We start from the raw sequence: 23828 nt of genomic DNA on the forward strand, positions 1-23828 counted from the left end.
AAAAACAAGCATAAGTCGGCAATGTGACAGGGGTATGACAAGTAAATAGCAATGCTGCGATCGCTGTTGCTCGTCTTGCCCTCGTTCCTCTAAAACAACCAAACCGTGTTATTTACAAACTCAACGATGGACAACCAGAACCGAGCAGGGGGCATGATGGAGGACGTAATTGCTGACGCTACCGAGAACTAACTCACCAATTGCAGAACGACCCCGACGCCCCATTACGATGAGATCGGCACCCCAAGTTTGGGCTAAGTCACAGATGTTTTCACCCCGACTGCCAAGGCTTTGGGTGAATTCGGTACTAATTCCTGCCTTCGTTGCTTCATCTGCACGCGATCGCAGTAGCGCCAAGTATTGACTTTCAAATGCATCCCACTGCTGTCGATAGTCGCTTGGGACATCATCGCGTCGCCAAGGATAGTAATCCAGACCGGGCATGCCAGGAATCCCCGGACTGCCCTCTTCATTCGCAGATAGGACGTGCAATAGCATCAGACTGGCATGGAACGCTTTCGCTAAGGATACGGCTTCATCAAAGACTTGCTTGCCGATTTCAGAGCTATCCATTGCCACGAGAATTTTGTAAAACATACACACCAGTCCCAACCTGTTTTTGTTGCCAGAATGCAGCACTTCTTGACCAGCGAAGCCTGGATGTTTAGCTCTCCTTGCGGTTTGGGCTATGACTACCAGTTCCTCCATTATCAGAGGTGCAGATGATACTCTTCGACCAAATTAGTCGAGACTGGGCAGGAATGCCAAAGAGCAACTGGTCTAGCGCTTTACTTGTCTGGTAGCCGAGGACTAGCTTTCCCAACCAGGGTATCGTTGCCAATCCCAGTCGCGATCGCTATCCATAAAAAAATGCCCTCTCATTCCTTCTGCTGAGAGGACATCGTTCTTTAACTGATGGATATGTCAGAAGCAATTACCCTATGCCTACATAAAGTTTACTCATGCAAATGTGACATCAGGGTGACAACTACATAGCAATGCTGCGATCGCCAATTACCTACCGTGAAGATTGTTTAATTTGATACCGTTTTTCCCCGGAAAAGCTTGTGAAATCAGCGTCCCGCAACGATCCTCTACCTTTCCTTTAGTTGATCCCAGCCCCACTGGTAGGGTTAAACACACTTTACTAGAATTAGCAACACTAGCAGTAGTGGAGTGAAGGGGCTACACTCAAACTAGCATTGCTCGTGGCAGCACTCTTCGCGCCGAGGTCTGAAAATGGTGAACACTAGCGCGGTCGCTCTCAAACCCTGCATCTCACCCAAACTGGTTGAGCAGTTTCCGGTTGGGTGTCGAGTCAGGCGCTTGGACTTTTGTACGGAAGGGGTAGTGGTGAAATACGAGGCGGGCGATCGCATAGGCTACACAACGGATGATGGGTGGTATGATTTTCCTCATCATTCCCAGCTCCAACGGATTGATGCGGATGAGGTGGATTGGTAAATAGCACAGACTTGTCAGGGGTAGGCGAACGCTTCGCTTTGAAGACACGCGATCGCGTCTACCCAAAAGAGTCGCTCATAGCGTTTTTGCCGCCACTTTAATGGCTGAGAAATTGCTGGATGTAGCTAGCCAAACTTTGTTGTAATTGCCAGTCAGTGCTAGGAATCGGAGTTAAATAAAATCGCTGTCCTGATAAAAGCATCAGAGTAAGCCGGTAAAAGCGAATTCCTCCTAAGTTAGATTCTTCTACTTGAACCCCCGTAATCTTGTCAATTGAATAACCCGTTACTTGAGTTCCCAGCCAACCTTTTTGTTTGAGAATTACTCGATTGAGATGTTTATCAAACCGGCAAGTCTTCACCGGACTTCCAAACATCATCAAGTTAGCGCAAAAAATGCAGAACAATCCAAAAAAATCAATCGGCCAATTGGAAGAAATAAAAACGAGAAGCCCTAAAACAGCGGTAAAACTACTCAGCATCCAAATGCCAACTGGGCGTTCTCGCAGGGTGAGTAATGTAAAAGTTTGCTGAATTACCTTCATCGGTTTAGCTGTGGATGCGATCGCACCTCAAGAGCAGATTTGCTCTTGCTACTGTCATAGGCCACGCCTGACAAGAATAACCAAAACTGTTGCCACGAATCATAAAAAGCAAAAATCCCACTTCCCAACTCGACGCAAGTCGATGTCTTGACGCGCCATAAACCCATCATAAGACTGCCAACTTAAGTTGGGACAAACCTTCTCGACCAAGCCGTCTCTGGTTCCTGGGAGCGAATCAAGGAGCCACTCAGTAGTTTTTACCACCTCCTGCTAATGGGTGACCAACAAGCGGGATATTGAAATATCCAGTTGCATGAACTGAGCGTGCGAGGTGGAAGGGAGAACGCTTTGGTTAGTTTGGAATAGTCAAACACAGGAATTCCAAGAGACTTAAGCCATGCTTGCTAAAGAATCAACTCAAATATCAGTCAAACCAGCTCAACTCAATAAGCCCGTACTGCAAATAGGGAACTCTGGAGCCGCAGTAAAAGAATTACAACAACTATTAACTAAAAGGTTTGCTTATAACGGAGCTATCAACGGAAACTTTAATGGAGAAGTCGAATTTGCCGTTCTTGTTTTTCAAAATTGGATGTTTCTCAAAGAAGATGGCGTCGTGGGTCAAATGACCTGGCAGGCTCTCTACACCGGCGCTCCCGTAAATATGCCAGTGCTGAAACGAGGCGCTAAAGGTGAGATAGTCATCACGCTTCAGAGTGTACTGTCTTTATCTGGTGATTTTGATGAAGAAGTGAATGGAATCTTCGGACCCCACACTGAAGCTGCTGTGAGATCCTTTCAACTGCGTAGTGGTCTATTAGCAGACGGAATTGTGGGCGAAAAAACCTGGTACGGGTTGAGTAAGGTGCGTCAACAAATCGGGGGGTGTTGAGCCGGTTGCGTGGATACGCTTTTCAATACTTGCACATTTCAAGCGATCGCTAGCCGTAGATTTTGACCTGGTGACGCCACCGGCTGAATTCTACCAAACCGCTCTCCTGCTTGCGAATGTGATGCACCTCACACTCACCATCCGAGGTGCATCACGAGGGGTTCCAAAGTTCTGTCACCTAAATCTTTTTAAACAATCACTTTTGCTTGCGGGTTGAATCACGATTCGCCATAGTATTTTCACCGATATTTAGGGCATTAAGTTCCCGTGCCCTAATGATGATCCCACCGAGTCAACCCCAACCCTCAGTAACATCCAACGTCCTTGATACTGACGTTAAAGAAGTTCCCAGCCAATATAAAGGCTGGTCAATTAGTACAAAAGTGATTGATGGAAAGCTATGGTTGCGTTGGCAACATCCCCAAGAATCCTTCCCCCGGTTTGGGTGTCCTGTAAACGAAGCTGGCCTTGCTTCAACCATTGGTCATGTGCGATTCCTCATCGATCTCGCCATCAAGTTGGAGTCAGGAGTGCCCGCGAGAAAGCCTTTGACATCAAATGACTCAAATGTCTCCGACCGGATAGAGCGATCGCTTTTTCGGGTTGATTATATGGATGGGGATTCACCACTTGCATTTGTAGGCTGAATTTCACTGACAATTTCATAGAAAGCAGTGGTCGGCGCTTCCTCAAACAAAGGATTCATCTGATTTAAGATGGCTTGGTATGCCTCGCTTTGATTGGCTTGCATATCTTCGATACTCTCCCAAAGAATAATAGCGATTCCTCGGTCAGTCCCCGGTTCTTGCAGTAAGTACGACCCCTTAAAGCCGTGCGTGTACGTTGAGACAGCTTTTTCATAGAGTTGCTCAGCCTCATCAAATTTGCCAGGTTTGAATTCTCCAATCGCAACATAGGCAAATTTGTGCTTTAAAAAATCTTGAAACTCTGTCATGGTTTCCTCCTAGAAGCTGGGGTTATCGCGGTTTTGTCGGGGCTAAGCCTACGGTACGCTAATGGGTTGAAGGGAGAACCGCTTGATTGATGCGATCTGCTGAAAGCAGCAGCGCTTCGCTATCGCGCCCTTCATCCTCGATCATTGATCGGGAATTTGCTTGATGTAGGCTTCGGTATAAAGGGTTAAACTACCCTCTTGTACATCCATCTCCTTAATGCGGATTGCCATCCCTTGGAGGTCAAAATAGGGCAAGTTTGCCAGTTCTCCTAACTTCTCCATCAAGGCGATCGTGAGTTCCAGTGAAATGCCTTGTCCAGGATTACAGCTAAACCCCTCCAACAAGATTGGCGTTGAAGAAGTGCGCGGACGCACTACGGCGGCGAAACCGACTTGTCGAGCCTTATCCACGTCATGCAGTAGCATTTTTCCACTGAATTCCATCTTGCCCTCACCCGGCAGATGCATTTCCAGTTCTTGCGGTTCCAAGGTCACGAGTTGACCATCTGCATTCAACTCCATGCTTTGAAACTTGCTGCGGATGTAGTCTGAGTTTAAAGCGCGGTTGATATCTTGTTCGGTGAGGACAACACGGGCAGTCGCGTCTAGCGGATGGTTCAGCTTAATCTGCCCGAAAATCGCGTCAAATAGATTGATCGCAATATTATCGGCGTGCAATTCCATTTCCTGCACGCGAATATCTTTCTGAATCGCCAGACCCCGACCTTCAACCGAAACTGAATTAGCCTTTCCTTGAGCCATCTTCAGCAAATCGGTTCGGACATCTACATTGATGTTCTCTACGCTATCCATCTGGCTAGATAACCCCATTTCGACAGCCTGGGAGAGGGCCTGCTCCTCTAGGCGTGGCTCGTCTGTCATAGTGCTTAATCTCAAGAAGTGTGCTGATACTGGTTACTCTAGACGCTCATCACTCAGCAGCGTATCTGCATCTCGGAATAAACAAAATGTAATAAATCATCTAGTCCAATATTTTTTGGCTCTGACAAACCTAACCCCCAACCCGTTCCCATGCAGGGAACGGGAGCCAGAGCCATTTTCACAGTTCCTCTGGGGATTGGAGAGGGTTTGGGAAGAGGTAAAACGCTCCATCCATTCCCGATCTCAAAGTATTGCCTACTTGCTTATCAGTCTAAATGTGTCGTTTCTGGAGACAAGATAAGCCATGAATCTGGGCTGTAGTTCGTTGTTGAAGGATTTTGACAGATATGAAAAAGCGCCTGGGAGTCTTGCCGTGTTTCGACCCCAGACGCTTTTTCTTCTAAACTTGCTCCTCACACAACTAAAGAATATCGCTTGTTCAATCGAGCCGATACTCTAGTACGTGACACTTGATCAACTGACACGCGCTTGATAAAAATCTTTACATTATGGTTGATGAGCGCCCAGACGGAGGAAAATCGCTCGGCGGCTACAATATTAAGCTGGTCTCTGGGCGATCGCTCTTTTGTAACGTGACACACCCAATACATTCCAGGTTGCCGAAGCGTCGGTCATCTTTACAATCCCCGATCGGGATTCATCCAGAACAACCCACGCCATTTTTCAGTATCAGACCCGATTTAGGAATTTTAGGTGTATTCAATTTGAAGGAAAACCGCGAGAACTCCGAGAATTGCCACCCCAACAATGGTTTCCCGTTGCTCATCCCAAAGACGGCGCAAGCCATAAAAAACATAGGTAAACGCTGCACGGCGTTCTCGTCCGAGTTCAGCCATGAGCAATTGAACTTTAGCATCTACCTCTTCAATCGAGACTTCGCCCTTTTCATAGGCAGCTTCTAACTGATCTAATTTGCGCCAATATTCTTTGGTTGCTTCAAACAGGTTAGGCATCATAACTTAAAGGTGTATTCTTTTATTGTTAACTTATGTGAATTAAGCTAACGCGCCTGTCTGGGTGGTTGTGTCTATAAAGGGGTAGAACCCGATTGTCTATAAATAGGTAGAACCCTGGTTGCGTGAGTCTTCAAATCCCTAAATGGGAGAGTCCTTCGGCGGGAAGCGATCGCTTCTCTTATTGGCTGACCAGATGCAGCTTCTGGCGATCTGAGATCGCGGTAAACTCAGATGTTGCACCCGATTCCTTTTTTCTAACTTCCGGAGTTAATTACCTTGGGCATAGAACTACGCAGTTACGTATTTCTAGACAGCTTGCAGCCTCAGCACGCAGCTTACATGGGGACGGTAGCACTAGGGTTCTTGCCATTGCCAGGAGATACGTCGCTGTGGATTGAAATCTCACCGGGCATTGAAATTAACCGGATTACTGATGTCGCCCTCAAAGCTGCCTCTGTACGTCCAGGGGTGCAGGTGGTCGAACGACTATACGGGCTACTAGAAGTGCATTCCAGCCGCCAAGGGGAGACGCGGGCGGCGGGTAAAGCCATTTTGGAGGCGCTGGGAGTGCATCGAAATGAATGTCTCAAGCCGCACGTCGTTTCTAGCCAGATTATCCGCAACATTGATGCTCACCAAACGCAGCTGATCAATCGCACGCGGCGAGGACAGCTACTTCTGGCAGGGCAAACGCTTTATGTATTAGAAGTTCAACCTGCTGCTTATGCAGCACTGGCGGCGAATGCGGCGGAGAAAGCGGCGGCAATTAACATCTTGGAAGTGCAAGCTGTGGGAAGCTTCGGACGCCTCTATTTGGGCGGAGCAGAACAGGATATTCTGGCGGGTTCTGCGGCAGCGTTGGTGGCGCTAGAAGGCGTGCCTGGTCGTGAAAATCCTGCTAGTTGGCGTCAAGAATAGCGAAAGGATGGGGATGACGAGGGAGAGAAGGGGAATGCGATCGCTCTTTACAAATGGGCGATCGCTTGCTTTCAAAGAAAGCCACTTCAGATTAAAGTCAATGCGTTAGCACTGGTGGGTTAAGCAAAGGAAATCTAAATGGCAAATCTAGAGCATCTTGCACTACTTCAGAACGGTGCAGTGAAATGGATTGAGTGGAGAAGAAAAAACCGACAAATAGAACCCGATTTGAGCGAAGCCAACCTCAGAGGGGTCAACCTCAGAGGCGCAATCCTCACAGGCGCTAACCTGAGAAGGGCGGATCTGTGCAATAGTTTACTCATCGCCGCTAACCTCAGCCAGGCTACCCTCAGCGATGCAAATCTCCACTCCGCTTCCCTAATGGAGGCAAACCTGAGTGAAGCGAACCTCAGCATTGCGAACCTCAGCATTGCCAACCTCAGCGATGCCGATCTGGGCGATGCGAACCTGATCGGGGCTGACCTCAGAGGAGCTAACCTAAGAAGAGCGAATCTAACTAACGCGAACCTGATCGGCACCGATCTCAGAAGCGCTAATCTTCACAAAGCCGATCTCGGTGCAGCAAAGCTGGCTAGAACGAACCTCAGCGAAGCTAACTTGATGGCAGCGAACCTAATAGCCGTCGATCTCAGTAATGCTAATCTTTACGACGCTGAACTACTAGGAGCTTACCTTTACAAAGCTGACCTACACAAAGCAAACTTAATCGAGGCTCACTTCAATGGTGCTTATCTCTTTAGGTCTAACTTGAGCGAAGCGAACCTGACTCAGGCTGATTTCAGATGGACTAACCTCAGCAAATCGAACCTCTCCGGCGCTAATTTGAACAAAGCGAACTTGAGGGGTGCTAATCTCACCGGCGCTAACCTCACTGCGGCGAATCTTACCGGCGCTAACCTCACCGGCGTTAACCTGACGCGGACGATACTCCAAAAAGCAATCATGCCTGATGGCACAATTCACCCTTAGCTGGCAATTAAATTTTGGGTTGTAGAAATGCGATTCATGGCTTCTTTCCGCCAGACCCTTCAAAAATCCCAAATCTAAAATCCTAAATTAGTCTAACTCATGAAAAAACTGATTGTAATTACAGGGGTAAGTCGGGGTCTCGGTCTTGCCATGACTGAAAAATTTATTGAGCAAGGTCATACAGTTTGTGGGTGCGCCCGTTCCACAGAAGCAACACAGAAACTTGAGCGAAAATTTGGAACGCCCTATCATTTTCCCAGCGTAGATGTTGCGGATGAATATCAAGTAAAAACCTGGCTGAGCAACTTTTAAATAACTACTCATCCCCTGATTTATTAATTAATAATGCCGCATTAATCAATCAACCCGCCCCGCTTTGGAAAGTTGATAGCGCGGAATTTTCTCGACTCATTGATGTCAATATTAAAGGAGTCGCGAATGTAATCCGCTCCTTTGTTCCAGCCATGATTCAAAAGAAAAGTGGCATCATTGTCAACTTGAGTTCAGGGTGGGGTCGCTCCACGTCGCCTGAAGTTGCACCCTACTGTGCTTCTAAGTGGGCAATTGAAGGATTAACTCAATCGTTGGCTCAAGAATTACCTTCGGGAATGGCAGCGATTTCCCTCAACCCAGGCATTATTCATACCGATATGTTAGAGACTTGTTTTGGAGAAGAAGCGGCTGCTTACACAGCAGTAAAAGATTGGGTTAAAAAAGCGGTTCCGTTTTTATTGCAAATAACACCAAAAGACAATGGTGTGTCGCTGACAGTTCCTTCATAACCTTTCTATGCGGTTAATCTATGAACGAGAATTAAAGACAGAAATAAACTTTACTTCTCTTTGTACTATAGGGGTTCTCACGTGAGTGCAATATACACTCGGAACCTCACCCCAAACCCCTCTCCGTTCACGGAGAGGGGCTTTGAATATGGCTCCCCTCCCTTTATAGGGAAGGGGCTGTTCTTGTCAGGTCTGGGAGCGCTTTGATGAGCAAAACAAGTCACTTGTGTGTAGACCGTAGCTCTTTAAAGGAAAGGGGGTGGGGAAGAGGTTCTCTGGGAGGAAATAAATCAACTCAAGCTGTCTGTAATTCAAGGCTTGGATAGTCAATATATCCCTTCTCATCGCCACCATAAAAGGTGGAGCGATCAGGCTTATTTAGGGAAGCATTGAGTGCAAAACGTTCTGGTAAATCTGGATTGGCAATATACAGTCTTCCATAAGCCACCAAATCTGCATTGCCAGAAGCCAAAACAGCATTCCCTAAGTCGCGGTCATATCCTCCTGCGGCGATTAAAGTCCCTTTGAAGATAGGACGGAAGTATTCGGTAAACAAGCCTCCTGTAGAGTTATCGAGGCTAGTATTGCCATCGGTTCTTGGCTCAACGATGTGGAGATAAGCGAGGTTGAAACGGTTGAGTGAATCGGCTACATAACTGAACAAAGCAGATGGATTGGAGTCAGACATACTGTTGAAAGTGCCGCTTGGGGAAAGGCGAATTCCTACCCGTTGTCCACCCCAAACACTGACGACCGCTTCAGTCACTTCCATCAAAAGTCGGGCACGGTTCTCAATTGAACCGCCATATTGGTCGGTGCGTTTGTTCGTCCCATCCTCAAGAAACTGGTCAAGGAGATAACCGTTGGCACTATGAATTTCAACCCCGTCAAATCCAGCAGCTAAGGCATTTTCTGCCCCTTTGCGGTATTGTTCGACGATTCCTGGAATTTCTTCAGTTTCTAGGGCACGAGGTATGACAAAGGGTTTTGGGCCTTCATTCGTCATTGCTTCACCTTCGGGTGCGATCGCGCTGGGCGCTACTGGCAGTTGTCCTTCCGGTTGCAGTAATGGGTGAGAAATCCGCCCAACGTGCCACAACTGTAGAAAAATCCGCCCCCCACGGGCATGAACTGCATCTGTCACCAGTCGCCATCCTGCCACCTGTTCTGCTGAGTGAATGCCTGGAGTATTCGCATATCCCTGTCCTTGAGGCGATACTTGAGTGGCTTCTGCGATAATTAACCCCGCCGATGCCCGTTGTGCATAATAAGTCGCATTCATCGCTCTAGGAACATTTCCCGCTCCCGCACGCATCCGGGTTAAGGGAGCCATCACGATTCGATTGGGAAGTTCTAAAGAACCCAGCTGAACAGTTGAGAAAAGATTGATATTCTCGCTCATTGACTTAATCTCCATTGGAACGACATTACAGTTTTTGATTGCACAACGCAGACATCAGGAACACTAGCTCGCTAGTGTATGAGCGGTGCGGATAAGAGTTACCCGCACCGCCAACAAACTAGATAGTTAGTTAATCGCTACTGGCTTTGTGGTTAAGCTGTTCTGTGGAAGTAAAGCTTGAAGTTTGTCAGACAGCACTTCCAAAGGAGCTACGCCAGTGGCTCGATCCACCACCACACCATCTTTGAAGAACAGAAGCGTTGGCACGGCTTGGATGTTGTATTGTGTAGCGATGTGTCCATAGGCGTCAATATTCAGCTTGCCAACTTTAGCAATTCCTTCAAAATTGGCAGCTAATTCTGCAACTAATGGGTTGAGCATCCGGCAAGGGCCACACCAAGCCGCCCAGAAATCTACCACAACTGGAACTGAACTTGCGAGGACTTCGGTTTCAAAGTTGTCTTCGGTCAAGGTGACATATTTCGCGTTGTCTGACATGGTTTCCAGCCTCCTTCAGGCTGTAGATCAAGGTGAGGAGAGTATCAGCAGTTATTGCAGGAAGCGCATTGCATCATTTCATGCGATCGCATCCACTCAACTCGCTGCTAAAAGTTACCAGTCTGGTTTCAATTCCCTCAGGGGTTTAGTAGTTAAACAACCATTTGACTAATATACTAGAACAATCTTTCCCTAATAGTCAAGTGGTTGTTTAACTATTTCAATACTGAGCGCCAAGACGTAAAATAGAAGTAAGACGGTGAGTTTTCGCCAACGGCATACATTCAGAGCGTCAGACACGCCTGTACTGTCGTTCAACCTTCTTTTAGTGTTGACATCAGGAGTAATGCAGAGTCTTGTTGGGGCTTTCTCGTGGCTTCTTTTAGTAACCCCTACTTCCCATGATCGATAACAACCATAGCGTTCAACTGCCCTCTGCGTCTCAAGCTGCCGTTCAAGACATAGAACTTCGGGCTAAAATCTTTGCAGCTCTCTCCGATCCAACACGTTTGAGGATTGTGGAGATGTTAGCTTCTTGTGAGGAAATGAGCGGCAGCGAAATAGCCAATTATTTAGGGATTAGTTTAGCTCTCTTCTGTCACCATTCCAAGACACTGGCGGAAGCAGGATTAATCCAGATCCGAAAAGAAGGTCAAACCAAGTACAACTCGCTGAAACGGGAGTTACTGTTTGATTGCTTCGCCAGTTTTACACCCAAACAGCTAGAAACAACCACAGTTGAAAATAATTCTAGATCCAACTAACCGCTGTATGTTGATGATTTTGCAAGGAATATAGGTTTTCCTTGCGTACTTAAGCGTAGTCGTGAACTTTTCCGTCAGGCATTCTGGCTTCAGTTAAGACAGCTTCACTGAGGTTGGTTTCAATTAAACTTGCTTGCGTTAAATTTGCCCTGAGTAAAATAGCTTTACTTAGGTTTGTTCCTAGTAAAATTGCCCCAGTAAGGATGGCACCCATTAGCTTGGCTTTAGATAAGTTGGCGTATCTCAGGTTTGTTTGGTTCAGGTTTGCCTCACCTAACACGGCTTCTTCCAAATTTGCCCCTTTCAAATTTGCTCTGGTTAGATTTGCTCCCCGAAGATTTACCTTACTTAAATTCGCTGCCCCCAAGTTAGCTTCAGTGAGGTCTGCTTGACGTAAGTTTGCCCCTGTTAAGTCTGCTTCGCTGAAATTGACTCCGCGCAAATCTGACCCTCTCAAGTTCGCCAAACATAGATTCGCTTTGCTAAAATTTGCTTTATTTAAGCAGACAAAAGCTAATTTTGCCTTATATAAATCTGCTTTTCTAAAGTTCCTTTTTCCGGCTGTATATAGCTGTACAATGTTTTTGAAATTCATCGTGAATAACTCCTATTTTCTTATGACTAAGACTCGCCAAAGGCGGGATAATGCGTCAACCCACCGTCAAAAAACCGAGTTTGGCTTGTGATGTAAGTAGCTTCGTCAGATGCCAAAAATGCCACCGATGCTGCCATTTATTCCGGCGGACTTGCCCGAAACCTTGGGATATAAACTTTCTACCTCAGCCTTTGCTTCTAAGTCATGTAGATGCGCGTAACTGTGGCACCCAGCCCCGTAGCATTGACCCCAATACCTTTAGTATTTCGGCGCGATCGCATAAAATTTTCTATGCCGCCTTTCTGGCAGGAAAACCAACCTATTCTGGCTTAAGGATAATTTCGTGAACGCTGGAAATGGTGAGAATAACATCACTCCTATTCTGTTTTAGAAAGTGTTTAATCGCTTAGGGGCGCTTATCGGTGCGCCCCTAAATAAGCGCCCCTAAGATTAATTTTTTGGAATTCGCCAACAGCATCTTAAAAGGGAGGCTAACTTCTCCCTTTTAAGATGCCGTTAAGGGAGCTGTTGCAGATTATTGGTGAAATAGTATCAGCAAGATTAGTTCGGCTGGATGGAACTAGCAACAGGATATCCCGGTTATTTCAAATTATCCGGGACAGTTTCAGGCACAACCCAGGAGTAAATAGTATGCTGGCGACCGGGGCTACTTTCTACCTGCACTACTTTCTCAGGTTTCCATTCACCCATGTCGTAGTTGTGCGAAACAATGCGAGTGCCTGGTTTAAGTTCCTTGAGGAGCTTCGGTCGCAGCCGCAAGTTCACCTCAGGAAGCAGGTACAGCGTTACCACCGTGGCATCGCTGAGGTCAGTGGCGAATAAATCTTGTTGTAAAAACCGCACGCGATCGCTTACACCCGCTTTTTGGGCATTTTCTCGACTTTCTTGAACCAGTTGCGGATTGATATCTACACCAGTTCCGCGAGTGCCAAATTGTTTTGCAGCGGTAATCACGATTCGTCCATCGCCACTGCCGAGGTCGTAGAGTACATCGTTCCCTTTTACCTGCCCCTGTTTAAGCATTTCGGCGACGACGACTTCGGGCGTTGGCACAAAGGGCACATCCGCTGGCTGTTGTTGGGTTTGAACGTCGGTTGCGGGTGCTTCGGCTTGAATATTCGGTGCGGCGGGCGCTTGGGTTTGAGCATCAGATTGAGCTTGTGCATCGAACTGGCGTTGTTGGGTGCAGCCTGCGAACAAGAAGCTACCCGCACTCAAACTAGCAACCAGCAACAGCTTAATTTGTTGTAATTGCATTGCATCTTCTCCTTTTGAGTTGTTAACGTTTTGTTCAAATTTGCCGACGACGAGATAACAGCAATAGCGGTGCGCCAGCGATCGCGACAGCCACTCCGACAAGCGCCCCAACCCCTGTATAGGCAACGCTGGAGTAGAGTAAATAAGCACAGATTGCACAAAAAAGCAGGGGCGTCAGAGGATAGAGAGGGACGCGAAAGGGTCGCAATACTTGCGGTTCTCGAACCCGTAACACTAACAACGAGACACCTGTTAGCAGGAAGAAGAACCAGAACACCGGCGCAGTGTAGTCCACCATCGTTTTAAAGCCTTCGCGGGTCAGAGTTCCCAGAAACACGAGGGCTAACGCGATCGCACCCTGCACTAGCAAGGCATTGGCTGGCGTACTGGCGCGATGGTGCCAGCGTCCGAGGAAGCTGAACAAGGAAAAATCTTGTCCGAGGGCGTAATTGGTACGTGCGCCGGTGAAAATCGTGGCGTTGATCGCACCCAAGGTAGAAATGGCAATCAGGAAGCTGATAAACCAAGCACCGGGTTCGCCAACTGCACGACGCATCAAATCCGCTGCTACGGCTTCTGAGGCTGCCATATTCGCCAATCCTAAACCGTGGATGTACGCGAAGTTTATCGCTAAGTAAATTGTCGTGATGATGCCGATACTCACTAGCAGCGATCGCACCATGTTTCGGTTGACGTTGCGTAACTCGGCTGAGATATAAGCCGCTTCATTCCAGCCGCCATAGGACAACAGCACGAAAAGCATTGCCATCCCAAAGTTTGTTTGGGATGTTGCTGGTGCAGCAGGCACCTCCGGGAGACTGGGAACGGCAAAGGCTAAACCCCCAATTACCACCAACAGCAAGCCACCCACTTTGGCGACTGTTAGCCAATTCTGCGCCCACTTTCCTTGCTGAACGCCGATGATATTTAAACCTGTCAACAGGGCGATCGCAATCCCTGCGTAAAGTGAGGATGAATAATTCCCAAGGCGCAGTAATTGCGAGGCATAGTCTCCGAATACGAACGCCAACAGGGCAATCGAACCTGTTTGAATCACCGTCATTCGCGCCCAAGCAAAAAAGAAGGCGATGTTTTTGCCGAAGGCACGCATCAAGTAATAGTAATTGCCCCCAGCGTGAGGATATGCCGTTGCCAATTCTGCGTAGCACAATGCGCCGACTAAGGACATCCCGCCACCCAGAATCCACAGGGAAAGTGCAACCGCTTCACTCCCAGAAGCAGCAGCAACTAGGGATGGTGTCTCGAAAATCCCGGCACCAATCACGATACCGACAATGAGGGCGATCGCGTCTACGAAAGCCAGCGCTGGCTTGGGTGCTGCTGTTTTGCTTACCGCGAAGACTTGATTTGGGAGACTGTCGTTTACCCGTCTGCTCATTCTGGCACCTTCACCGTTGCGATCGTAATTTCTTTGAGTTGCGATGTGAAAAGATTAAAGCAAAGTCGGTTTACAATCCGGAGAAAGTGTAACCAACTCCGATTAATAATCCCACCTCTGTTTCATCAACAAAACCGACATTCACGCCAGCGGTTGCGGTGAATTGGGATGATAATGGAACATCGACCCCGCCCGTAATCAGTGCGCCAATAGTGCTATCGTCACCCGTTGAAATCGCCACTCCGCCTCCAATATAAGGGGCTACACGGTATCTGATTTGTTCCACTCCTTGAGAGGGGAAATCGTAAGTAAGTGGAACCAGAAAAACTGTATTATCGCCAAATAAAGCAGCGGGTCGCACAGAAAAATTCCGAGTGAGTCCAATTTTGCTAATGACTGCAAAGGCACCTTCACTCAAAGTTGTATCGCCACCCAACCCAATGTTGCCTGCAACCCCGATATAACTTGGGCCAGAGCGAGTGGCTCTACCAGGTATTACATCCACTTGAGCGATTTCCGGCGCTGTGGTTTCAGTCGTCGCTGCTTCTGGGAGTTGAGGTGTTGAAGGTTCAACAGTCAAAGCCGACGCAGACGTTTTCACCCTTTTGTCTACAATCTGCTCTGGGTTTACCGCATCGGAGGTTGCGATCGCTGTTTTCTCAGGAATTTCCTGCTTTGTCTCGCTAGAAAGGTTAGATGGAGATTGATTCGCCTCGGCTGATGCAGTGGCAGTTGGCAATTTTATTTCTGAAAAATCTTGCTCTTGAATTGTTGATTCTGTCAGTACCTTTACAACAGAATCAGGTGAACCTGAATTCGCTACATTCACTTGTTCTTGTACAAAGAAAGTTGTAACTTGGTCAGATTGAATTGGAGTCTTATTTGATTCAGAATTATGATTAGGTACTCTGGCAAACGCATCTGTCTTAGGGGTGAAGTCGTCAGTTTCAGCTTGAGCTGATAAACCACTACAAACAACAGCCAGAGCGGCAAGGCAGAGTAGAGAAGTACCTCTGAACAACATCGGATTTACACTAACTCCATGAAAAAAAGTGTTGAAAACTAACTAAAGAAAAATGATTTAGGAGTGATAACCTTCTGCTCCTGCTATCTTCAGTGTTGGCAACAAATGTGACTAGAAAGTGACAGTGGGAGCATCCCGTATTTGCAAATCCCCCACAGACTGGAAGTCTGGGGCTACACAAACAAAGCCTGCCTCCGCAGGCTGAATTGATTCCGCGCAGGCGGACTTGGTTGAATAGAAGCGAAGCAACTTATGTCCCCTCTTCTTCTTGAAGGGGGGTAAGGGGGGTTGGCGTAGCCGCGATTTCCAATCGCCAGGTTATTTTTGCTACTGGAGTGGCAGCTCAATTTGAAAAGTTGATCCTTGACCGACTACACTGGTGACTTCGATCCCACCTCCATGAGCTTTGACGATTTGCTCAGCGATCGCTAATCCCAAACCAAAACCCCCTGTAGTGCGAGAGCGATCGCGATTCACCCGATAAAACCGTTCAAAAATATGGGGCAAATCAGTCGCCGCAATCCCCATCCCAGTGTCTGAAACTTGAATAATAGCCAAATGCGATCGCGTAAACAATCGCAGTTGAACTTCACCGCCCTCCAGGGTATATTTGCAAGCATTACTCAGCAGGTTCATCACCGCCAGACGGAGCAACTCTGGATCGGCCTTCACCTCCAAGCTCTCAGTCGGCAGATTACTAACAAAATTTAGATTTTTGGTGGCTGCTTGCGTTGCATAATTCTCTGCTAGCTCCTGTAGCAAAAGAGTTAGATTAATCTTTCTCAAAGATTCAGGAGATAATGACCCATCATTCCGAGCCAAAAACAGCAGATTACTCACCAGCGAATTCATTGACTTAGCAACATTCACAATCTTGTCTAGCCGAAGCCGTTGCTGTGAATGATCGTCAGACAGCAACCCGACTTGTGCATTGCTAAGAATCGCCGCCAATGGTGTCCGCAATTCATGGGAAGCATCTGCGGTGAAGCGATGCAGTTGCTCGTAAGCATGACGAATCGGTTGCATCGCTAGCCCCCCCAAAAACCACCCAGTCAGGCTAATTACCCCCAAGGTGACTGGCACCAAGAGCGTCAGAACCAGCCGCAATTCAGACAAAGCCTCTTGAGTGGATGTCAGGGAAGTCGCAACCTGGAGATAACCAATTAATACACTCTTCTCGTAGACAGGCAGCGTTACCTGACGCAGCCAACGTGCAGAGCCATTGGCAGTTTTGATGGTTTGAAATCCATCTGTCACCGTCAGCTTCTCTGGGGGAAGCGTACCAAAAAATTGCACCAATTGCCCTTTGGCATCGTACCAACGCCCATACGCCAGCCCACTATCCAACGGCTGTGGGTTATTTCCCAAAAGTGGCACATTGTCCAGCTCTACCTGCCACTGACCATTGCGACGCTCATAATTCACGCTCGCTGCCATTACCTTGGTTTGTTGGTAGAGTAATCGATCCAATGCTAAGAGCGCGTCTGCAACTTCTACGTAGTAGACGACTCCTGCAAAAATCACCAAAATACTTCCCATTGATAGGGTGAACCAGCGAGCCAGATTGCGACGGCTACGACCAAACATGGAAAAAGGCAAAGTTAAAAAGCGCCTGAAGATTTAGGGAAGCAAAGTTACACCCGAATTTGGGGCAAGACAGGCAAAAAGCAAAAGAAAGATTTATTCTGTCATTTTGATTCATTTCTCTTTTGAATTTCTTCTCTTTTTACTTTTGACTTCCCGAAGGATTGAGGCGATATCCCATGCCATAGACTGTTTCAATCCAATCTGCCGCACCGACTAACTGCAAACGCTGCCGCAGCCTCCGGACAAGGGTAGTTACGGCATTGCTCTCTGGTTCTGCACCCCACTCCCACAAGGCTTGTTCAATTTGATCGCGGGTTAAGACCTGATGAGGGTGGCGCAGGAAGTATTCTAATAGCTGAAACTCGCGGGCGGACAATTGGATAGTTGTCTGTCCCCGTTCAACAGTCAAGCTATTCAAGTGCAGTTGTAAATCTTCTATGCGGAGGATATCTCCCTGCCATAGAGGCGATCGCCTTCCCAATGCCCGCACCCGTGCCAAAAGTTCGATAATATCAGTCGGTTTAACCAGATAATCATCAGCACCTGCATCCAAACTCGTAACTTTATCCACAGTCGTGTCTTTGGCAGTCAGCATCAACACCGGCGAGGTTTTCCCTGCTTGTCGATACTGGCGACAAAGGCTCAACCCGCTGACTGTCGGCAACATCCAGTCTAAAATTAACAAGTCATAGTCTTTTTGAGAGATCAGCCATTGGGCAGTTTCCCCATCCTCAATGCCATCGACAATATGTCCGGCTTGCAACAAAGCTGCGTTTAGTGGCTCTAATTGTTCGGGGTCGTCTTCTACCAGTAAAATTCTCATAAGACGCTTTAGTGAAACCTCTTTTCCGGAGAATCGTCGATCGCGCTGCTCATAGTAGAGAAGCCTAAAGCGATCGCACGTCTTCCACCAGTCAGATTTTTATCGAGTACCGAAGAAAATCAAGAGTCAAAAGTGAATCTTCTCTTTTTATATCTTTTAAATTTTGACTTTTGATGTCGAATTTGATTGTTTTTTTCCCTTAAACTCAATTAGCTGTGAAGCTAAAATTCCTCACCTCTCCCTATGTCCTCTCCCCGTTGGTTACAAAGATTACATTTTTTAGGGCTAGAATTTTGGCTACCTCTACCCCTGCTAGGAATTATTTTTTGGGTTGGGGGTGGACTGGTAACAGACCAAGCATTAAGTCGCTCCTACGATACGGTTGATAAGCTTCAAGCTGATACACAGTTGGAAGTGCAACTTTCAGTCACCTTGCTAGTCATCAAAGCAGAAATTGACAAAGAGCAGGGATTTACCAAAGTACAGGTCAAAACGACAGATTCGACACTCAAAAAGTTAGAATTTGAGTTTCCAGTAACAGAATTCAGTCAGGTGGAAGCTGCGATCGCGCAAGAGTTAGGACTGTCTGTTGAAAATGTTAGGACGCTAGTGCGTTACCAATTGAAAAACCGATCCTTCTAGACAGTTACTCTCACTCAATCCGAACTCTCTGAACCCTCTACTTCCGGTTCTCTTTCCCCGCTCAGAACAAACCTGCGCTTACAATCTGAGCGATGCTAGCAGATGGAAAAGTACAGAATTAACAATACTCAGTGCTAATGAGCCAAGCAAAGCACTCCAAAAACCCCACCGTAACCGAAATCCTGTCACTAACCAAGCGGCTAAACCGAAAATAACTGCATTTAAGACAAACAGGAATAAACCAAATGACAAAAGAATGAATGCTCTGTTAAAACCCTAAGATGGGTTTTAACAGAGCATTCAAAATTCCAAAAACTGCTGCGGAAATTGCGGCTTTTCCAAAAGTGTCAATTTCTACGCCAATCGGCAGCCGGGAAATAATTAAAAAACTGATAGTAGTGACTAACCAGGTGATGAGGATTCCAACCATAACCAAAACTCCTTATCATCAATCGTTTTGTTACAGGGTCGGGCAAGTTTCCATCTTCAGGGTCATCAATAAATGTGACCAGAAAGTGACAGTAACCTTGGAATTCAGAATTAGCTGAATAACCAGCCTTGGAAACCAGCAAATCTCGCCGGGAAAAACCGAATTAATTGGGTTCTCCATTCCGGGAGTCCCGAACCCAATCCAAACCGTCGCGAAGAAAAACTCCTTTTTATCTTCCCCCGCTTGCGCTTGAAGTGAGAGAGTTTTAAGTAAATTTTTGTAATTGAGACGATTTGAATTTTTTGCCGGAGAAGATTCGTTTGGCGGTGGGAATTCAGGGGAGCGGTGGGTGAGCAGTGAGCTTGCGATCGCATCCTCAACTCCGGTAAACCTGGAAATCTCGCTTGTGGAGCCGCTTTTTTCTACAGAACATCCGGAGTTTTTCCGCCGTTTACATTGCTGTTGTGATCGCTATTTAAAGATTTCTGCGAGCGCACATCTCAACCCAAGTGGTTGAAAGCATTACGCAAATTATCGCTCCAGCTTGCGATCGCGGTCATCTCCTGCGAATTTACCTGTTAAACCGATTGATGCTGAGGCATTGCGAGGAACGGTTCCGTAATATTCTAGGTACCGCTGATTCGTCCAGTTAAATTGGCAATTACTGCAATTAATTCAGCAGGTTCAACGGGTTTGGCAATATGGGATTGAAAGCCTGCTAAAAGCGCAGCCGTGCGGTCTTGAGTTCTAGCATAGGCGGTCAGGGCGATCGCGGAAATTCTGCCTTTATTGTTTGACTCCAAAGCTCTGACGCGACGCAACAGAGCATAACCGTCTTCATCTGGCATCCCAATATCACTGATTAATATATCTATCGGTGGTGAAGATTGGGTCAGTGCTGAGATGGCTTCGTCTGCTGAAGCGGCAGCGATGACTTCTGCCCCACAAACTTCCAGCGTGTAGGCGAGCAAATCCCGCATATCCGGGTCATCATCCACGATCAGTATCTTCAATCCCTCTAGTTGAGAGGAGCAGTCAAATGGGACACTGTCTCCCACGGTTGGATGCACCCGTTCTGGTTCAATCGCTGTTGGCCCAACGGCAAGCAGGGGTAGTTTGACGGTAAATGTTGCACCTTGTCCTTCTCCGGGGCTTTGAGCATGCACCGTTCCCCCATGCAGTTCTACCAATTGGCGAACGATCGCTAAACCCAGCCCCAATCCGCCAAAGGAACGAGTGATGGAACCATCTGCCTGACGAAAGCGCTCAAAGACGTAGGGGAGGAATTCTGCACTGATGCCTTGACCCGTATCTGCCACCACAATCTCAATATGAGAATTAATCCGTTGCAGACCAATCTGAACCCGCCCCTGTTTCGGTGTGAACTTGATCGCATTGCTGAGCAAATTCCAGACAATCTGTTGTAATCGCTCGGAGTCTCCTAAAACAGGGCCTGCTGCTGGATCGAGCACCGACTGCAAGCGAATATTCTTGGCATCAGCAGCAGGACGCACCGTATCGATTGCTGCCTGAATCGCGGGCAATAGGTCAACTGTTTGCACATTGAGGCGAATCTTGCCTGTAATGATGCGGGAAATATCCAGGAGATCGTCAACCAACTGTGCCTGGGATCTGGCATTGCGCTCTATCGTTTCCAACGCCCGATGCATCTTGGCTGCGTCTACCTTGCTAGTTCTCAGGATATTAGACCAGCCAAGGATGGCATTGAGAGGGGTTCGCAGTTCGTGGGATACGGTGGATAGAAATTCATCCTTCAATCGATTCAGCTTCTCAGCTTCTACTCGTGCTTTCTGTTCCTGCACCAGAAGTTTAGCTCGCTCTTCTTCCGCTCGTTGACGCTGCCGAATCTCTTTGGCTAATTCATCGATCTTCTTGTTCAGCAGGGTGAATCGGCTACTGGCAGATTCCTTGTTTTTCAAGCGTAAGAGAATAAGTGCCGGGGATTCAGGCGATCGCGGTCGGATGACCGCTCCTTCACAGCGACACAAGCAAGTCTCTCCATTGTTAGCATTGAAGGTTAATGAGCCAATCACCATTTCTCGACTGCTGGAACAAGCACGCAGATACTGTTTAACCTTATCAGCAGGATCGACGACCATCTCAAAGAGCATTTTCTCTTGCAGGAGCTGACGGGGTAGCCCCAGCATCTTGGAAAATGGCGGATTGGCAGCCAGAAGCTGACCATTTCCGGCAATTAGGAGCATGGGTTCGGGTAAAGGTCTAGCGAATTCGAGAAACTGTTCGGGTGTCACCCCTCGTCATCTCCCTCACTCTCTCCTTTGAAGTATTCTCTGCCGTGACTTTCTTCTGCCTCTGGGGTGGGTTTCAAATAAACAACCACACGGCATCCAGGCGCACCCATTGCGATCGTCTCTTGCAGTTCTACTTTGGCGTACCCCAGATTGTCCGCTGCAATGGAGCCAAAAACATTGGAGGTCATCATACACATAGCAGGGCGATCGATGACTTTTTCGGCAAACGGGCACGCCCGGTTCCCTAAGACAATCTTTTCATCCGTTTGTTCAATAATATAAAAGTCACCTTGGATTCGCTTCTTCAAATCTACCAAAACATCAGCAACTTGCTCTCGCGTTAGATGGGATACCTCTAGAGCCGCTTTATAGTCCCGGTCGATTTGCCTCCCCATGTTTTGACCCACGACACTAATAAACCCGGAGGCTTCCTCTAAGCCCACGACATCCTGTAATGTACCTGCCAACTCTCGAATTAAGGTACGTAAAAATATATCCCGCTCTAAAGGAATTTCGAGTCGCTTCATGGATGTTTCAGACTTAAGAGAACTATTCATAGCAATATCTCGTGAATGGGGATCGGCAGCCCTTACTCAAGGCTATAATGCCACCCGGCGAAGTGGCACTTTAATACATCTAAAGATAGATGTCTATACTGATACTACATGGTCAGACGAGCGCTCTGTGGCGAGAGGGCGATCGCTCGTCAGCTAGTAATGGACTACTACCAATCTTCATCCTCATAACGGCTTGCGCTTCACAGGCGGCAAGTAAAATATAATTCAGCATAAGTATATACCGACCGTCCGGTGCAAGCGTTTTTTATTAGATATTCAAAAGACTGGAATTGCTCGGTTTCATCACTCAATCTAGTCTACGAGGTGACAGAAAAGGACTAAAAGGAGAATGGCGATGAAAAAAGTAGCAGTATTTGGCAATGCTGGAGGCGGTAAATCAACTCTAAGCAAGAGACTATCCGAAATCACGGGTTTGCCACTTCACGTCTTGGACAAGATTCAATATCAAGTGGGGGGCACGCCAGTTCCCCATGAAGTCTATAAGCACGGCCATCAGCAAATTTTAGTTACTGACCGATGGATTATTGACGGTTTTGGTTGCAAGGAAACCGTCTGGCTGCGACTTGATGAAGCGGATACTTTGGTTTTTGTGGATCTACCAATCCATGTGCATTTTTGGTGGGTAACTAAACGAATGATCGCAGGTTTTTTTAAACCCCCTGAAGGCTGGCCTGAAAAAAGTCCAATATTAAAGAGTTCACTTAATAGCTACCGCGTACTTTGGTTATGCTACAAATATTTGACCCCCAAATATCGTGAGTATATCGAACAGGCGCAAAATACTAAAAGGGTTTATCACATCAGCTCTACCGAACAGATTTCGCAATTTTATGAATTGATTGGAAATGAGACCAACTTGGAAGATGGTACAGCTTAAGTATTATTAGACTGAAAGTTTCTGTCTAATACTCTCGCATCAGATTGATAGATTGACGAATTCCCGATCTCAGACCAAATCAGATGAATCGGTAGAAATATTCCGGATCGGATGCTAGTTCAGCGAGATAGACAGAAACTTCCTCTCAACCTAGCTTCGCTCCGCTTGGTTGGCTTCTTGCACATCTCAATCCAAGTGGTTGAAAGCAGCAAACAAATTACCGTTTCAGCTTGCGATCGCAGTCATCACCTGCGAATTAACTTTCAAACCAGTTGATGCTGAGGCACTGCGAGCAACGGTTTGGTAATTGAGAGGCGATCGCTTTGTAGGGTGGGAGCGATCGTCCGTTAGGAGTAAATTACTAACAATATCTGTCATCATAATGGCTGTATTCAGCAGATGCAGACACCTCTCAAAAACAAAGAAGGCTGATAATGTTCTGCTGCAACACGATTGTTATAGGGTGTTTACTGGCGTGCATTAAACTAACGCATTTCCGCCATCAATTAGTAGAGTAGCTCCTGTCATGAAACCGTTACCCATCAGAAATAAAACCCCATCAGAAATCTCTTTTAGCTTCTCCATTCGCTTTACAGGAAGCTTTTCAGCAATTGCGTTAACAACCTCTCCAGGCTGTTGACCCTCATTAGAGTAAAATTTCCTAGTAAATTAAGGAGATGAGTTGATTGCAGATTCGCAAAGATGACCTGACAGGTAAAAAGATTGCTGATTTTCTCCGAGAACATCTCGAAGATATGCATGAAATTACGCCGCCTGAAAGCGTTCATGCTCTTGATTTAGAGGCATTGCGATCGCCCGAAATTACTTTCTGGACGGCTTGGGAGGGTGATGAATTACTCGGATGCGGATGTGGGGCACTCAAAGAACTAGATTCAAAAAGTGGTGAAGTCAAATCAATGCGTACCGCCAAGGCTCACCGTCGTAGGGGTGTCGCCTCAAAGATTCTGGAACACATCATCAAAGAAGCCGAACGGCGTGCTTATGATTGCCTAAATTTAGAAACAGGGGCAATGCCTGAGTTCGCTCCAGCACGAGCATTGTACGCGCGGTATGGGTTCGAGTACCGAGGCCCCTTCGCTGGCTACATTGATGACCCGAACAGCATATTTATGACGAAAAAGCTCGGTTGATTCGCTTCTCGAAATTAGCGTATTTGTTGAAAATCTCGTAATGACATCTCTCTGGATTGTAAAGCGATCGCTAATCCAGTAAAAGCACGATCGCCCATCGGAA

28 protein-coding genes and 2 pseudogenes are annotated in these 23828 nt (G+C 47.1%); 12 read left to right on the top strand and 18 right to left on the bottom strand.

Features of this window, described 5'->3' with window-relative positions; translation table 11 throughout:
* Window positions 1-120 precede the first annotated feature (120 nt).
* On the bottom strand, window positions 121-708 hold the full coding sequence (locus tag NDI34_RS00390; RefSeq protein ID WP_242034026.1) for a universal stress protein: 588 nt from the start codon (window positions 706-708) through the stop codon (window positions 121-123).
* Window positions 709-1239: 531 nt separating this feature from the next.
* On the opposite strand from NDI34_RS00390, the gene NDI34_RS00395 reads away from it, so the two are divergent.
* Window positions 1240-1464: a hypothetical protein gene (locus tag NDI34_RS00395; RefSeq protein ID WP_190414545.1), complete on the top strand. Its 225-nt coding sequence runs from the start codon at window positions 1240-1242 to the stop codon at window positions 1462-1464.
* Between the two features lie 97 nt (window positions 1465-1561).
* Here the strand turns inward: NDI34_RS00395 and NDI34_RS00400 are convergent, their stop codons facing one another.
* Window positions 1562-2008, bottom strand: coding sequence for a hypothetical protein (locus NDI34_RS00400; RefSeq protein WP_190986023.1), 447 nt, complete (start codon window positions 2006-2008; stop codon window positions 1562-1564).
* 397 nt (window positions 2009-2405) lie between these two features.
* Here NDI34_RS00400 and NDI34_RS00405 point away from each other — a divergent pair, with 397 nt between their 5' ends.
* Both NDI34_RS00405 and NDI34_RS00410 read left to right on the top strand, forming a co-directional pair.
* Entirely contained in the window at window positions 2406-2900 is a 495-nt protein-coding gene (locus NDI34_RS00405; RefSeq protein WP_190986025.1) for a peptidoglycan-binding protein, read from the top strand.
* Between the two features lie 275 nt (window positions 2901-3175).
* Window positions 3176-3547, top strand: a complete 372-nt coding sequence (locus NDI34_RS00410; RefSeq protein WP_190672066.1) for a hypothetical protein — start codon at window positions 3176-3178, stop codon at window positions 3545-3547.
* Here NDI34_RS00410 and NDI34_RS00415 read toward each other — a convergent pair.
* The 4 genes from NDI34_RS00415 to NDI34_RS00430 all read right to left on the bottom strand — a co-directional run bounded on the left by NDI34_RS00415 (window position 3508) and on the right by NDI34_RS00430 (window position 5714).
* Window positions 3508-3855, bottom strand: a complete 348-nt coding sequence (locus tag NDI34_RS00415; protein WP_190430564.1) for an antibiotic biosynthesis monooxygenase — start codon at window positions 3853-3855, stop codon at window positions 3508-3510. The two genes, NDI34_RS00410 and NDI34_RS00415, sit on opposite strands and share 40 nt — an antisense overlap.
* 141 nt (window positions 3856-3996) lie before the next feature.
* Window positions 3997-4737, bottom strand: a complete 741-nt coding sequence (locus tag NDI34_RS00420; protein ID WP_190430565.1) for a DUF2993 domain-containing protein — start codon at window positions 4735-4737, stop codon at window positions 3997-3999.
* A gap of 558 nt (window positions 4738-5295) precedes the next feature.
* Window positions 5296-5418: a hypothetical protein gene (locus tag NDI34_RS00425; protein WP_348231524.1), complete on the bottom strand. Its 123-nt coding sequence runs from the start codon at window positions 5416-5418 to the stop codon at window positions 5296-5298.
* A 29-nt stretch (window positions 5419-5447) separates the two neighbouring features.
* Complete coding sequence (locus tag NDI34_RS00430; protein ID WP_190414553.1) at window positions 5448-5714, bottom strand: hypothetical protein; 267 nt, start codon at window positions 5712-5714, stop codon at window positions 5448-5450.
* 276 nt (window positions 5715-5990) lie between these two features.
* On the opposite strand from NDI34_RS00430, the gene NDI34_RS00435 reads away from it, so the two are divergent.
* The 3 genes and pseudogenes from NDI34_RS00435 to NDI34_RS00445 all read left to right on the top strand — a co-directional run bounded on the left by NDI34_RS00435 (window position 5991) and on the right by NDI34_RS00445 (window position 8404).
* The gene (locus tag NDI34_RS00435; protein ID WP_190414554.1) at window positions 5991-6632 is read left to right on the top strand and encodes a hypothetical protein; all 642 of its coding nucleotides are present in this window, start codon (window positions 5991-5993) and stop codon (window positions 6630-6632) included.
* A 138-nt stretch (window positions 6633-6770) separates the two neighbouring features.
* A complete protein-coding gene (locus NDI34_RS00440; protein ID WP_190986026.1) occupies window positions 6771-7622 on the top strand; it encodes a pentapeptide repeat-containing protein in 852 nt (283 codons plus the stop codon).
* A 99-nt stretch (window positions 7623-7721) separates the two neighbouring features.
* A pseudogene (locus NDI34_RS00445) lies at window positions 7722-8404 on the top strand (SDR family oxidoreductase).
* Window positions 8405-8699: 295 nt separating this feature from the next.
* Here NDI34_RS00445 and NDI34_RS00450 read toward each other — a convergent pair.
* Window positions 8700-9806 (bottom strand): alkene reductase, encoded by a 1107-nt coding sequence (locus NDI34_RS00450; protein ID WP_348231525.1) that lies wholly within the window; start codon window positions 9804-9806, stop codon window positions 8700-8702.
* A gap of 126 nt (window positions 9807-9932) precedes the next feature.
* Window positions 9933-10304 carry a thioredoxin gene (trxA, locus tag NDI34_RS00455; protein ID WP_348231526.1) on the bottom strand — a complete coding sequence of 124 codons (372 nt, stop codon included), beginning with the start codon at window positions 10302-10304 and terminating at the stop codon, window positions 9933-9935.
* A gap of 401 nt (window positions 10305-10705) precedes the next feature.
* Here trxA and NDI34_RS00460 point away from each other — a divergent pair, with 401 nt between their 5' ends.
* Window positions 10706-11068, top strand: coding sequence for a metalloregulator ArsR/SmtB family transcription factor (locus tag NDI34_RS00460; RefSeq protein WP_190414558.1), 363 nt, complete (start codon window positions 10706-10708; stop codon window positions 11066-11068).
* A 49-nt stretch (window positions 11069-11117) separates the two neighbouring features.
* Here NDI34_RS00460 and NDI34_RS00465 read toward each other — a convergent pair whose 3' ends face one another.
* The gene (locus NDI34_RS00465; protein ID WP_348231528.1) at window positions 11118-11663 is read right to left on the bottom strand and encodes a pentapeptide repeat-containing protein; all 546 of its coding nucleotides are present in this window, start codon (window positions 11661-11663) and stop codon (window positions 11118-11120) included.
* Window positions 11664-11713: 50 nt separating this feature from the next.
* Here NDI34_RS00465 and NDI34_RS00470 point away from each other — a divergent pair, with 50 nt between their 5' ends.
* Window positions 11714-12010, top strand: coding sequence for a hypothetical protein (locus NDI34_RS00470; protein ID WP_190689107.1), 297 nt, complete (start codon window positions 11714-11716; stop codon window positions 12008-12010).
* Between the two features lie 253 nt (window positions 12011-12263).
* On the opposite strand, the gene NDI34_RS00475 is transcribed toward NDI34_RS00470, so the two are convergent.
* The 5 genes from NDI34_RS00475 to rppA all read right to left on the bottom strand — a co-directional run bounded on the left by NDI34_RS00475 (window position 12264) and on the right by rppA (window position 17774).
* Window positions 12264-12941, bottom strand: a complete 678-nt coding sequence (locus tag NDI34_RS00475; RefSeq protein WP_190414561.1) for a class I SAM-dependent methyltransferase — start codon at window positions 12939-12941, stop codon at window positions 12264-12266.
* Between the two features lie 34 nt (window positions 12942-12975).
* On the bottom strand, window positions 12976-14340 hold the full coding sequence (locus NDI34_RS00480; RefSeq protein ID WP_348231529.1) for an amino acid permease: 1365 nt from the start codon (window positions 14338-14340) through the stop codon (window positions 12976-12978).
* A gap of 70 nt (window positions 14341-14410) precedes the next feature.
* Window positions 14411-14989 carry a hypothetical protein gene (locus NDI34_RS00485; RefSeq protein WP_347276245.1) on the bottom strand — a complete coding sequence of 193 codons (579 nt, stop codon included), beginning with the start codon at window positions 14987-14989 and terminating at the stop codon, window positions 14411-14413.
* 702 nt (window positions 14990-15691) lie between these two features.
* Window positions 15692-16951, bottom strand: a complete 1260-nt coding sequence (locus NDI34_RS00490) for an ATP-binding protein (protein ID WP_190430572.1) — start codon at window positions 16949-16951, stop codon at window positions 15692-15694.
* 139 nt (window positions 16952-17090) lie between these two features.
* Window positions 17091-17774 carry a two-component system response regulator RppA gene (gene rppA / locus NDI34_RS00495; RefSeq protein WP_190414564.1) on the bottom strand — a complete coding sequence of 228 codons (684 nt, stop codon included), beginning with the start codon at window positions 17772-17774 and terminating at the stop codon, window positions 17091-17093.
* Between the two features lie 243 nt (window positions 17775-18017).
* Here rppA and NDI34_RS00500 point away from each other — a divergent pair, with 243 nt between their 5' ends.
* Window positions 18018-18416, top strand: coding sequence for a hypothetical protein (locus NDI34_RS00500; RefSeq protein ID WP_348231531.1), 399 nt, complete (start codon window positions 18018-18020; stop codon window positions 18414-18416).
* 78 nt (window positions 18417-18494) lie between these two features.
* On the opposite strand, the pseudogene NDI34_RS00505 reads toward NDI34_RS00500, so the two are convergent.
* The 3 genes and pseudogenes from NDI34_RS00505 to NDI34_RS00515 all read right to left on the bottom strand — a co-directional run bounded on the left by NDI34_RS00505 (window position 18495) and on the right by NDI34_RS00515 (window position 21676).
* Window positions 18495-18846, bottom strand: a pseudogene (locus tag NDI34_RS00505) (phage holin family protein).
* Window positions 18847-19472: 626 nt separating this feature from the next.
* Complete coding sequence (locus NDI34_RS00510; protein WP_190685323.1) at window positions 19473-21119, bottom strand: ATP-binding protein; 1647 nt, start codon at window positions 21117-21119, stop codon at window positions 19473-19475.
* Window positions 21116-21676: a methanogen output domain 1-containing protein gene (locus NDI34_RS00515; RefSeq protein WP_190685326.1), complete on the bottom strand. Its 561-nt coding sequence runs from the start codon at window positions 21674-21676 to the stop codon at window positions 21116-21118. The genes NDI34_RS00510 and NDI34_RS00515 overlap by 4 nt, the downstream gene beginning before the upstream one ends.
* Here NDI34_RS00515 and NDI34_RS00520 point away from each other — a divergent pair.
* Window positions 21645-21833, top strand: coding sequence for a hypothetical protein (locus NDI34_RS00520; protein WP_348231591.1), 189 nt, complete (start codon window positions 21645-21647; stop codon window positions 21831-21833). The genes NDI34_RS00515 and NDI34_RS00520 overlap by 32 nt on opposite strands.
* A 198-nt stretch (window positions 21834-22031) precedes the next feature.
* Window positions 22032-22574 (top strand): adenylate kinase, encoded by a 543-nt coding sequence (locus tag NDI34_RS00525; protein WP_190536713.1) that lies wholly within the window; start codon window positions 22032-22034, stop codon window positions 22572-22574.
* Between the two features lie 225 nt (window positions 22575-22799).
* On the opposite strand, the gene NDI34_RS00530 is transcribed toward NDI34_RS00525, so the two are convergent.
* The gene (locus tag NDI34_RS00530; RefSeq protein WP_348231532.1) at window positions 22800-22955 is read right to left on the bottom strand and encodes a hypothetical protein; all 156 of its coding nucleotides are present in this window, start codon (window positions 22953-22955) and stop codon (window positions 22800-22802) included.
* 305 nt (window positions 22956-23260) lie between these two features.
* On the opposite strand from NDI34_RS00530, the gene NDI34_RS00535 reads away from it, so the two are divergent.
* The gene (locus NDI34_RS00535; protein WP_190685335.1) at window positions 23261-23725 is read left to right on the top strand and encodes a GNAT family N-acetyltransferase; all 465 of its coding nucleotides are present in this window, start codon (window positions 23261-23263) and stop codon (window positions 23723-23725) included.
* The last annotated feature ends 103 nt before the right edge of the window (window positions 23726-23828 follow it).

It is taken from the genome of Trichocoleus sp. DQ-U1 (genome assembly GCF_039961925.1).
In the GTDB taxonomy this organism is placed as follows: Bacteria; Cyanobacteriota; Cyanobacteriia; order Cyanobacteriales; family FACHB-T130; genus FACHB-T130.